This is a genomic window from Luteibacter yeojuensis (assembly GCF_011742875.1).
GTDB lineage: Bacteria > Pseudomonadota > Gammaproteobacteria > Xanthomonadales > Rhodanobacteraceae > Luteibacter > Luteibacter yeojuensis.
Map to the genome: position 1 here is coordinate 1917782 of NZ_JAAQTL010000001.1, position 11276 is coordinate 1929057.

Genomic DNA, 11276 nt, shown 5'->3' on the forward strand with positions numbered 1-11276 from the left:
GTAAGTTACGCCAAGACCTGACGTCAGAGGCAGTGGACCGCCTCCCGCTGTGGTCGTACCCCCGGCCTTGGATCACGAACGGAACGGGACGCTCATGCGCCGAACCAGACGCCATGGACTGCTGCTTCTGCCGTGGTTCTTTCTGCCCACGATGGCCCATGCGGGCATCGTCCTCCGCGTCGACGGCGTGGACGAGAACCTGCGAAACGCGGTCGTGGCGGGCGTGGAGCTGAGCCAGTACGCGCACCGCGAGGCCACCGCCGCGCAAGTCCGCCGTCTCTACGAAAAAGCGCCCGACGAAGTCCAGGCCGCGCTTAGGCCCTATGGCTACTACGAGGCCACCGCCACCGGCGACCTGAACCAGGTCGGCACGGACTGGCAGGTGACCCTTCACGTGGTGACCGGGCTTCCCGTGAAGGTCACCGCCGTGAACGTACGGATGAGCGAGGACGCCGGCAAGGTGCCGGCGGTGCGCCGGGCCCTGCGCGGCGTGGAAAGCCTGAAGGACAAGACGCTCGACGACGGCGCGTACGACGGTGCGCGCGATGCCGTGGGTGGCGCGCTCACCGCCACCGGCTTCCTCGACGCGAAGCTGGTGACGCGCCGGGTCGAGGTGAACCGCGCGGAACACCGCGCGACGGTGAACCTGGCCTGGGAGGCGGGTCAGCGCTACCGCTACGGCCACGTCAACTTCAAGAATTCACAGTTCCGGGACGGCTTCCTGGACCGCTACGTGCCGTTCAAGAGCGGCGACTACTTCTCGCAAGACCAGCTGCTGGAGCTGCAGCAGGCGCTCAACGGCGCCGATTATTTCGCGGTGGTCAACGTCATTCCCGATACGGACAAGGCGAAGGGCGGCACGATCGACATCGACGTGGAACTCGCACCCGCCAAGCGCACCATCTACACGGGCGGCCCGTTCTTCGGCACCGACACGGGCGCGGGTCTGCGCGGCGGCATCGAAAAACGCTGGATCAACGACCGCGGGCACAAGTGGAAAAACGAACTGGTGTTGGCACAGCGGCTGAAAACGCTATCCACGCTCTACCAGATTCCCATGCCCGGCCCCCACCAGCGCAGCTTCAATTTCGGCGCCAACTTCCGCGACGCCAACACCGTCACCTCGAAATCGCGCACGCTGCAACTGGTCGCGAACGAGACGCGCCTGTGGCACGGCTGGCAGCGCACCATCGGCATCAACGCGCTTGCCGGCACGTTCACGGTGGGCAAGCGCGGCGGCGAAGGCGACAACGCCGAAGGCCTCGAGCGCGGGCGCAGCACGCTGCTTTATCCGGAGATCACGCTGAGCCGGAAGCGTGGCGACAACCCCACCTTCGTGCGCCGCGGCTGGTCGCTGACGCTGACCGGGCGCAGCACCGTCGGCCCGCTGCTTTCCGACGCCAGCTTCTCGCAGGTGATCGGCGACGTGAAGTGGATCCGCCAGTTCTGGGGGCGCAACCGCCTGATCCTGCGCGGCAGCGCCGGCAAGATCTGGACGAGCAACTTCAGCGCCCTGCCGCCGCAGCTGCGCTTCTTCGCCGGCGGCGACCGCTCCGTGCGCGGCTACGATTTCGAGAGCATCGGTCCGCGCAATGCCTTCAACCGGGTGATCGGCGGCGAAGGGCTGCTCGTCGGCAGCACCGAGGTCGAGCATTACTTCACCCGCAACTGGGGCATGGCCGCCTTCGTGGATGCCGGCAACGCGTTCACCGGCACGGATTACAGTCCTCGCGTGGGCGCCGGTCTCGGCGTACGCTGGCTGTCGCCGGTGGGCATGATCCGCTTCGACGTCGCCGTACCGGTCGGCGACAAGAACGAGCACGGCATCCACCTGCATGTCGTCATCGGGCCCGACCTATGAGCAGCAACGGCAGGAAGTGGACGATCCGCATCGGCATCGCACTGGGCGCGCTGCTCCTGGTGCTGGGGCTCGCCGCCGGATGGCTCGTCGGAACGGCTTCGGGGCTGCGCTTCGCGCTCGCCCGCGCCCAGGGTTTCACGGACAACGCGCTCACCGTCGAGAAAGCGGAGGGCCGGCTCGCGGGACCGATCGACCTCGATGGCGTGCGCTACCGCGACGGCAAGGGCATGGACGTGCGCGTTGCAACGGCGCATCTCGACTTCTCGTTCGGCTCGCTCCTGCGCAAGCGTGCGCACGTATACGACCTGAGGGCCGACGACATCGACGTCGAGCTCGGCCCTCCGCAACCCGAACCCGACACCCCGTCCGAGCCGTTCTCGCTGAAGCCACCGCTGGACGTCGTGCTCGACAAGGTGAAGGTTGGCCAGGTGCGCGTCACGCAGGAAGGCAAGCCCCTGTTCGAGTCCAACTCGCTCGCCCTCGCGGGATCGTGGACGGCCGACGGCATCGCCGTGAAATCGCTGGCGCTGCGCGCTCCGGACGGACAGGCCGATCTCGACGGCACGCTCGCCGTCGGCACCGGCTACAAGGGCGACGGCAAGGCCCGCTTCCGCTGGAAGATCGGCGACATCGACTATGCCGGCGACATCGAGGCGCATAGCGATGGCGTGAAGGCGCATACCGTCGTGACGCTTGCCCTGCCGTTCGTCGCCCAGGTGGACGCGAACCTCGTGCAGAGCGGCGATTACCCCTGGAGTGCGACCATCGACGCCCCGCGCTTCGATCCCAAGCCGCTGCTGGGCGATGGATCGCTGGCATCGCTGGGCTTCGCCCTGAAGGGTACCGGCGACCGTTACGGTGCCAATCTCTCCGGCGACGTCGATCTCAACGACTATCGCGTGCGCCTTTCGCCGATCAGGGCAGCGTTCGATCACGCGTACACGCGCCTGACGCTCGACGAACTGACCGTGGGCTCGCCGCAGGTGAAGGGTTCGCTCACCGCGAAAGGCACGGTGGAGGTCGCCGCGCAACCCGTGTCGGCCGACCTCGCGATCGACTGGAAGGATGTGCTCGTCCCCGCCAGCGTGGCAGGCCAGGACCTTGCCAGCACCGGCCGGCTCACGTTCAAGGGCAGCGCGGAGGCCTACCACGCGGAAGGCGACGTCGACATCGGTCCGCCCGGCCAGGTGGGCAAGTTCGCACTCGACGTCGACGGCAAGGCCGATCTCATCACGTTGCGCAACGTGCAATGGAAGCAGCCCAAGGGCAACCTCGTCGCCACCGGTACGCTCATGCTGAAGCCCGCCATCGCCTGGAAGCTGGACGTCAAGGGCGAGCGCTTCGACCCCGGCCAGCTGCTGGCCGAATGGCCCGGTGCGCTCGACCTCGACCTGGCCACCGAAGGCCACATGGAGAACGACGAGCCGCTCGGCACGCTCGACCTGCGCAAGCTCGACGGCACCTTGCGCAAGCGCCCGCTGCGCGGCGCCGGCAAGCTCACGCTCAAGCCGCACGAGGTGATCAACGGCCAGCTCGACATCGCTTCCGGCGGCAGCACCATCCGCCTCGACGCACGCGGCGATACATCGAACGACGCCACGCTCAAGCTCGCCATCGCCTCGCTGGGCGACTGGCTGCCCGACGCGGGGGGTCGCGTTACCGGCGACATCTCGGCGAAGGGCAACCTGCCGAAGCTCGCGGTGAAGGCGAACCTGCGCGGCAGTGCGATCGTCTACGCCGACCAGAAGATCGACGCGCTCGCGGTGGACGCCGATATCCCCGACATCGGCACGCCTGGCGGCAAACTCGACCTCGTCGGTACCGGGGTGGTGAGCGGCGGACTCGTGTTCGACCGCGTGGCGGTCGTTGCGAACGGCAGCCAGGAACGCCACCAGCTGAGCATCGATGCCAAGGGACGCCCGCTCGCGGCCGATCTGCGTCTTTCCGGCTCGATGAAGAACGGCGCGTGGAGCGGCACGTTGTCCGCGCTGGACATCGACTACCAGGGCATCCCGCCCTGGCACCTGCAGAACCCCGGCCAACTCGCCTGGAACGACGGCGCGGCGAGCATGAGCGAACTCTGCCTCACGGCGGGCGATCCCATGCTCTGCGTGGCGGCGAAACAGGACAAGGCCGGCAACCTCGACGCGAGCTACCGCCTGCGCCGCGTGCCGTTGGCCTTGCTCATGACGATCGCCGAGGCCTCGAACAGTCCCATGCGCGCCGAAGGCATCCTGGAAGGCGACGGCAGCGTGCGGCGCACGGCGGCCGGGGCCCTCTCCGGCCAGGCGAGCATCGCCTCCGCGCACGGCTCGGTCGCCTACGCGGATCGCATCGACCGTCCCCTCGTCGTGTACGACAACCTGTCCGCCCATGCGCAGCTGTCGCCCGGCAACCAGCGCATGACGCTGCGGGCATCGCTCAACGACGGCGGTACGGTCGACGGCAACGTCTCCGTCAGCGGTGCGCAGCAGGCCCTCGGCGGCAACGTGTCGCTGCACCTGAAGAACCTTTCCGTCATCGAACTGTTCACCGCCGAGCTGGCCGAGGTGAAGGGCGTGCTCGACGCCAACTTCAACCTCGGCGGTACCGTCGCCTCGCCGGCCGTCACCGGCCAGGCCGTGGTCGGCGGCTTCGCCGCGGAAGTGCCGAGCGCCGGACTGAAGCTGAAGGACGGCCGGATCGGCATCGACACCAGCGACGCGAAGAACTACCTCGTCGACGGCACGATCCGCTCCGGCGAGGGCACGTTGTCCATCAAGGGCACCGCGGCACTCGGCACGGGCGCGCAGATGCGCCTGGGCATCGAAGGCACGAAGTTCACGGCGGTGGATATTCCCGCCGCGAAGGCCGTGATCTCGCCCCACCTCGCCATCGTGCAGGACGCCAAGGGCATGAACGTGAGCGGCAAGCTCGACGTCGACATGGCCGATATCGACGTCGAACGCCTCCCGGGTGCGGGCGCGACGAAGGCCTCGCCGGACGTGGTCGTCGTCGACGACAAGCAGCGCGAGGCGGCGGAGGAATCCGCGCCGATCAGCGCCGACATCCGCGTCGACCTCGGCCAGAAGGTGCACCTCGTCGGCTTCGGCATCGACGGTCGCATCACTGGCCAGCTCGACGTGCGCGAGCGTCCGGGGCGCGCCACCACCGGTCAGGGCCAGATCGGCGTCGACGGCACCTACAAGGCGTATGGACAGGACCTGCGCATCGAACAGGGCCAGCTGCTGTTTGCCAGCACACCGATCGACAATCCCGGCCTCAACATTCGCGCGGCACGCACGCTCAACCCCAACGCCACCATCGACGAAGGCCAGAAAGTCGGCCTCTACGTTTCCGGTACGGCACGTCGCCCGATCCTCACCGTGTTCTCGAATCCGGTGATGGAGCAGTCCGACGCCCTCTCCTATCTCGTCACCGGCAAGCCGCTGTCGCAGGTGAAAGGCGGCGAAGGCAACATGGTGGGCGCCGCCGCCCAGGCCCTCGGCTCGGCCGCCGGCGACCTGCTCGCGAAGAGCGTGGGCTCGAAGATCGGCGTGGACGACATTGGCGTCAGCAACAACGACGCCCTGGGCGGCACCTCGGCCTTCACCGTGGGCAAATACCTCTCGCCGCGCCTCTACCTCAGCTACGGCGTCGGCCTCTTCGACCCCGGCCAGGTCATCACCCTGCGCTACCTGTTGAGTCGCCGATGGAATTTCGAGGCACAGAACGCGACGGATTTCAGCCGGGCCAGCTTGAACTACCGGCTGGAGCGGTAGTCGTCGTCGCGCGCCGAAGGGAGCAACGCGGCGCGTTCCTGCAGGTACGGCCTCATGGGACGCGGTAAAGTACCTGCCGGGCCTATCTACCCGGAAGTGAAGTGAACCTCTCCGCCCACCTCGACAGCGCGCTTGACGAAGCCGGCGAGGCGTCGCTGGTCGTGGCCTACAGTGGCGGCCCCGATTCCACCGCCCTGCTGCATGCGCTCGCCACGCGCACACCGCGCCCGGCGCTCCGCGCGCTGCACGTGGACCACGGCCTGCACGCGGAAAGCGGTGTCTGGGCGCTGCATTGCCGGCGCTTCTGCGAGTCGCTGGCGGTTCCCTTCGAAGCGATCCGCGTCACCGTCGACCTCACTCGCGGCGAGGGTGTCGAGGCAGCCGCGCGGCGCGCGCGGCGTGCCGCCTTCGCCGCCGCGCTGAAACCAGGCGAACGGCTGGTCCTGGCCCACCATCGCGACGACCAGGTCGAGACCGTGCTGCTGAAGCTGCTGCGCGGCGCCGGGCCGGAAGGACTCGCCGGCATGCGCGCGTGGCGCCCGCTGGGCGCGGGCATGCTGTGGCGCCCCCTGCTCGACCTGCCGCGCACCGCCCTGCTCGACCACGTCGCCGAATTCGACCTCGATACCGTGCACGATCCATCCAACGACGACCCCCGCATCGCCCGCGGTTACCTTCGCGCCAGCGTCGTTCCCGCGCTGGCCTCGCAGTGGCCGCAGGCCGCGGTGAGCATTGCGCACAGCGCCCGTCTTTGCGCCGAGGCCGCGGACAGTCTTCGCGACGCGTGGATGGACGCCCTCGCCCTCCTCCGCGACGATCGCGACACCCTGGACGCCCCGGCCTGGCTCGCCCTTCCTCCCGCATGGCGGGTGCCGCTGCTGGACCACTGGCTGCACGCGGCCGGACTGTCCGCGCCGACCACCGCGCAGCGCGAAGCGCTCGAGCGGCAGGTGCGCGAAGCCGCGGCGGAGCGCCTGCCGCTGGTCGGCTGGGCCGATACGGACGTGCGGGTCTGGCGCGGCCGCCTCTGGGCGATGCGCCGTCGCGCCGGCTTCGATGCCCACTGGTCGGCGCCGTGGCGCGGCGAGCCACTCGACCTGCCGGGCGGTGGAACGCTGTCGCTCGACGGTGCCCGCCTGGACTCCGCCCTGACCGTGCGCTACCGCCAGGGTGGCGAAGCCCTGCGGCCACACGGCGACCGGCACACGCGCGAGCTTCGGGATCTGTTCCAGCAAGCGGCGGTACCGCCCTGGGAGCGCCCGCGCATCCCCCTCGTGGAAGCCGGCGGCCGCCTCCTCGCCGTGGCCGACAAGTGGCTGAGCGACGAGGGGAAATCGCTGTTCGCCACGGCCGGCGGAAGCCCGGTGTGGCATCGCGACGATTGATTGAAACGGCCGTGTGAGCTAGTTTTGCGGCCATGCCGAAGTCCTCCGACACCCCCGCGCCCGCATCGTCGATCGCCGAATTCGAGCACTCGCTGGACGAGCTCGAGCAGCTGGTGACGCGCATGGAAGGCGGGGAACTCAGCCTCGACGATTCGCTGAAGTCGTTCGAGCGCGGCATCGGCCTTTACCGGCACTGCCAGACGGCACTGGAGCAGGCGGAATTGCGCGTGCGCCTGTTGCTCGACCCCGAAGCCCCCGATACCGCCGAACCCTTTGACTCCCGCATCGACTGACCTGCCGGCGCCGCTGAAGGCGCTGGTCGGCCGGGCGGACGACGCGCTCGCGCGCGTCCTTCCCGGCGAAGACCTGCCGCCCACCGACCTGCATCGCGCCATGCGCTATGCCGTTCTCGGCGGCGGCAAGCGCCTGCGTCCATTGTTCGTTTACGCCGCCGGTCACGCGCTCGGCTGCGACGGGCCGGTGCTCGACGCGCCGGCCTGCGCGGTGGAGATCATCCACGCCTACTCGCTTGTGCATGACGACCTCCCTGCCATGGACGACGACGCGCTTCGCCGCGGTCGACCCACCTGCCACATCGTGTTCGGCGAGGCCATGGCGATCCTGGCCGGCGATGCCTTGCAGGCGCTGGCCTTCGAGATCCTGGCCACGGCGCCGGGCGAGGACGATGCACGGCAGCGCATCGCCATGCTGCGCGCCCTCGGCGCGGCCTGCGGCGCCGAGGGCATGGCCGGCGGCCAGGCCTTCGACCTCGCGGGCGTCGGCCGCAAGCTCTCGCTGGACGAACTGGAGCGGATGCACGCCTACAAGACCGGCGCGCTCATCCGCGCGTCCGTCCGGCTGGGTGCGCTGGCCGCGGGCTGTACCGATGCGGACATGCTCGAGCGCCTGGACCGCTACGCTCATGCCGTGGGCCTGGCCTTCCAGGTCCGCGACGACATCCTCGACGTCGAAGGCGAATCCGCGGTGATCGGCAAGACGGCCGGCAAGGACGCCGCCGCCGACAAGCCGACCTTCCCCTCCCTCCTCGGCCTGGACGCATCAAGAGACCGGCTCGCGACCCTGGTGGACGAGGCCCTCGAAGCCATCGCGCCGCTGGGTGGGCACGGCGAGTGGCTCGCCGAACTGGCGCGCTATTCAGCGCGGCGCGGACACTGACACCGCACTGTTCTGTAGGAGCCGCTATAGCGGCGAGAGAAATCTTGCCAGGGTGTCGCGAGGTTTCCTCGCCGCTATAGCGGCTCCTACAGTTAAATGAGGCGAAATGCCCGATCGCGGCGGACGAAAAAGAAAAGGCCCGCCGAAGCGGGCCTTCCTGCCCGTGAATCAACCGCCTCAGGCGATCAGGCGCAGCGTGAACGGATAACGATAGCTGCCGTTCGAACTCGTCTTGACCGCCGCGATGATGCAGAACACCAGGTTGAACAGCCACAGCAGCGGCGTGAGGAACGCGCCGATGATGACGAAGGCGAGGATCCAGCAGACCACGTAGCCGATGAGCACGGTGATCTGGAAATTCAGGGCTTCCTTCGCCTCGCCGACGAGATAGGACTTGTCGGCGCGATCCTTGTGCACCAGCCACACGATGAGCGGGACGATGATGCTGAAGATGATCCCCGAGAGATGGGTCAGCATCGCGATGTTCTTGTCGTCGGTGTTCACCACGGGCCCACTGGGCTCGTACGGCGGCGGTGACGGCGGGGGCGACGGCGGAATCTGGTCGGACGGCGTGCTCATGGTAGTACTCCGTGGACGATGTCGGCACCCACTCTCCCGTGCGTCCGGGTCTGTGTCAAGCCGACGTTCGGCACGGGGGCGACCGGCCGCGAGGAGACCCGTTCCTGTAGGAGCCGCTATAGCGGCGAGAGCAATCCTGCCGCGATATCGCGAGGTTTCCTCGCCGCTATCGCGGGCTCCTACAAAGGACGCCAGGGTCATTCCCCGGCGATGGTCATCTTCTCCACCAGCCAGGAGCCGGTGAGAATATGCGAGCGGTGATCGACATCCGCGCCCACGGCGACCAGATTCGCATACATGTCGCGCAGGTTCGCGGCGATGGTGATCTCCTCGACCGGATACGCGATCCTGCCGTTTTCCACCCAGAAACCCGACGCCCCGCGCGAGTAATCGCCGGTAACGATCGACACGCCCTGCCCCATCACCTCGGTGACCAGCAGGCCGGTGCCGAGCTTGCGCAGCATGCCCTCGAAATCGTCGTCGCCGGTCTTCACGTAGAGGTTGTGCACGCCGCCGGCATTGCCGGTGGACGACAGGCCGAGCTTGCGCGCGGAATAGCTGCCCAGGATATAGCGCTGGAGGACACCGTCCACGACCAGCGGCGCATCCATGGTGGCCACGCCCTCCGCGTCGAAGACGGAGGAACCGAGGCCGCGCGGCACCAGCGGCTTCTCGTCGATGCGGAACCAGGACGGCAGGATCTGCTTGCCCGCATGGTCGACCAGGAAACTGGAGCGCCGATAGAGCGAACCCCCGCTCACCGCGCCCAGGAGGTGGCCGAGCAGCGAGCGCGACACTTCGGGCGCGAACAGCACCGGCGCCTGGCGCGTGCCGAGGCGACGTGCGCCCAGGCGCGACAGCGTGCGCTCGGCGGCCTTCCGGCCGATCTCGCCCGCGTCCATGAAGTCGCCGGCGCGGCGAACGCTGTCGTACCAGTAGTCGCGCTGCATGCCCTCGTCGTCGCCGGCGATCAGCGCGACCGACAGCGAATGCCGGGTACCGCGTTCGCGGCCGAGGAAGCCGTGCGAATTGGCGTAGACGGAGAGGCTCTGGCCCACATTGACGCTCGAACCGTCGGAATTCGTGATGCCGGCGATGGCGCGGCCGGCATCCTCGATCTCCTGGCCCAGCGCAATGGCAGCGTCCACGTCCAGGTCCCACGGATGCCAGAGGTCGAGGTCCGGGAAATCCGTAGCCATGCGCTCCGCGTCGGCGAGGCCCGAGGCCGGGTCTTCCTCGGTGAAGCGCGCGATGGCGCAGGCCTGCTCGATGGTGGCCTGGATCGAATCGGGGTTGAGGTCGGCCGTGCTCGCCGAGCCCTTGCGCCGGCCGAAATACACGGTGAGCGCGAAACCGCGGTCGCGGGTGTGCTCCACCGTCTCCACCTCGCCCAGGCGGACGTTCACGTTCAGGCCCACGTCGATGCTGGCCGACACCTCCGCCTGGCTGGCCCCCGCGGCGCGGGCGCGCCGGATCGTGTCCTCGGCCAGTCCGGCGAGGCGATCGAGGTCCTGGTGGCTGGTATCGGGGGTCGCAACTTGGCTCACGTGGGCGTCCTGGGGGCTGGGCGGTTAGAATAGGGGGCCGTGCGCGGCCATTCCCATCAGATGGGGCCGCGTCGCCCGATAAAAAGCAACGCACCGTACATGGTGCCATGGAATTCCCGTATGAGCGTCCGTGTCGGCTACTACCGCCACTTCAAGGGCATGCCTTACCGCGTGCTCGGGACCGCCCTGCACAGCGAAACGATGGAGGAGCTGGTGATCTACCAGGACCTCTACGACCAGCGTCGCCTGTGGGTCCGCCCCGCCACCATGTTCGCCGAAACCGTCGAACGCGACGGCACCACCGTCCCGCGCTTCGCGTTCGAACGCGAGGCCGACGATTTCCAGTCCATCACGGATGCCATGCCATGAAGCCTTTCGACGACCGCCCGCACGACGAGGAAGAAGAGGACTTCGGCCCCAGTCGCAGCGAGAAACGGCGCAACGCGCTCGACATCCTGAAGCTGGCGGGACAGCTCATGGAACTGCCGCCCAGCCGCATTCCGAAGCTGAACCTGCCCGAGGACATCGTCGAGGAAATCGGTCGCACGCGTAAGATCACGGCGCACATCGCGCGCAAGCGCCAGCTCGCCTATCTCGCCAAGCAGATGCGCCGGCACGGCGACGAAGCCTTCGCCGATGCGCGCGCGGAACTGGGCGAGGACCGCGACCGCCAGCGCCAGGAAGCCGCGCACATGCACCGCCTCGAGGCGGCGCGCGAGAAGCTGCTGGAAGGCGGCGACGAGGCGCTGGGCGAACTGTTCGACCGCCACCCGGACCTCGACCGCCAGCACCTGCGTTCGCTGGTGCGCCAGGCGAAGGCCGAGCGCGAGGGCGGCAAGCCGCCGCATGCGTTCCGCGAGATCTACCGGATACTGAAGGAACTCGACGCTTCGTCCCCGGAATAACGCTGCGCTGTAGGAGCCGCCATGGCGGCGAGGAAACCTGGCGACGGCCTCGCAAGATGGCT

General features: G+C 68.5%; 9 protein-coding genes. 7 read left to right on the forward strand and 2 right to left on the reverse strand.

The annotated features are described in order from the left end of the window. Positions 1 to 94: 94 nt before the first annotated feature. The 5 genes from HBF32_RS08820 (at position 95) to ispA (ending at position 8183) form a co-directional block, all read left to right on the forward strand. The gene (locus HBF32_RS08820; protein WP_166699289.1) at positions 95 to 1861 is read left to right on the forward strand and encodes an autotransporter assembly complex protein TamA; all 1767 of its coding nucleotides are present in this window, start codon (positions 95 to 97) and stop codon (positions 1859 to 1861) included. After that, positions 1858 to 5622, forward strand: coding sequence for a translocation/assembly module TamB domain-containing protein (locus HBF32_RS08825; protein ID WP_166699290.1), 3765 nt, complete (start codon positions 1858 to 1860; stop codon positions 5620 to 5622). The genes HBF32_RS08820 and HBF32_RS08825 overlap by 4 nt, the downstream gene beginning before the upstream one ends. Positions 5623 to 5723: 101 nt before the next feature. Next, complete coding sequence (gene tilS, locus HBF32_RS08830) at positions 5724 to 7007, forward strand: tRNA lysidine(34) synthetase TilS (RefSeq protein ID WP_166699291.1); 1284 nt, start codon at positions 5724 to 5726, stop codon at positions 7005 to 7007. A gap of 32 nt (positions 7008 to 7039) precedes the next feature. Continuing rightward, positions 7040 to 7300: an exodeoxyribonuclease VII small subunit gene (locus HBF32_RS08835; RefSeq protein ID WP_166699292.1), complete on the forward strand. Its 261-nt coding sequence runs from the start codon at positions 7040 to 7042 to the stop codon at positions 7298 to 7300. After that, a complete protein-coding gene (ispA, locus tag HBF32_RS08840) occupies positions 7281 to 8183 on the forward strand; it encodes a (2E,6E)-farnesyl diphosphate synthase (RefSeq protein WP_166699293.1) in 903 nt (300 codons plus the stop codon). Before HBF32_RS08835 ends, ispA begins: the two co-directional genes overlap by 20 nt. Before the next feature lie 177 nt (positions 8184 to 8360). On the opposite strand, the gene HBF32_RS08845 is transcribed toward ispA, so the two are convergent. Together HBF32_RS08845 and pmbA are read right to left on the reverse strand one after the other, a co-directional pair. After that, the gene (locus tag HBF32_RS08845) at positions 8361 to 8762 is read right to left on the reverse strand and encodes a DUF4870 domain-containing protein (RefSeq protein ID WP_166699294.1); all 402 of its coding nucleotides are present in this window, start codon (positions 8760 to 8762) and stop codon (positions 8361 to 8363) included. 197 nt (positions 8763 to 8959) lie between these two features. Then, positions 8960 to 10309 (reverse strand): metalloprotease PmbA, encoded by a 1350-nt coding sequence (gene pmbA, locus HBF32_RS08850; protein ID WP_166699295.1) that lies wholly within the window; start codon positions 10307 to 10309, stop codon positions 8960 to 8962. A gap of 120 nt (positions 10310 to 10429) precedes the next feature. Here pmbA and HBF32_RS08855 point away from each other — a divergent pair, with 120 nt between their 5' ends. Further along, positions 10430 to 10678: a DUF1653 domain-containing protein gene (locus HBF32_RS08855; protein WP_166699296.1), complete on the forward strand. Its 249-nt coding sequence runs from the start codon at positions 10430 to 10432 to the stop codon at positions 10676 to 10678. After that, positions 10675 to 11214, forward strand: coding sequence for a ribosome biogenesis factor YjgA (gene yjgA / locus HBF32_RS08860; protein ID WP_166699297.1), 540 nt, complete (start codon positions 10675 to 10677; stop codon positions 11212 to 11214). The genes HBF32_RS08855 and yjgA overlap by 4 nt, the downstream gene beginning before the upstream one ends. Positions 11215 to 11276 lie beyond the last annotated feature (62 nt).

What these genes read in the sequence shown, in the direction of transcription:
- HBF32_RS08835 (WP_166699292.1), top strand. Translation starts at nt 7,040, where the DNA reads ATGCCGAAGTCCTCCGACACCCCCGCGCCCGCATCGTCGATCGCCGAA.
- HBF32_RS08855 (WP_166699296.1), top strand. Translation starts at nt 10,430, where the DNA reads ATGAGCGTCCGTGTCGGCTACTACCGCCACTTCAAGGGCATGCCTTAC.
- HBF32_RS08820 (WP_166699289.1), top strand. Translation starts at nt 95, where the DNA reads ATGCGCCGAACCAGACGCCATGGACTGCTGCTTCTGCCGTGGTTCTTT.
- HBF32_RS08845 (WP_166699294.1), bottom strand. Translation starts at nt 8,762, where the DNA reads ATGAGCACGCCGTCCGACCAGATTCCGCCGTCGCCCCCGCCGTCACCG.
- yjgA (WP_166699297.1), top strand. Translation starts at nt 10,675, where the DNA reads ATGAAGCCTTTCGACGACCGCCCGCACGACGAGGAAGAAGAGGACTTC.
- HBF32_RS08825 (WP_166699290.1), top strand. Translation starts at nt 1,858, where the DNA reads ATGAGCAGCAACGGCAGGAAGTGGACGATCCGCATCGGCATCGCACTG.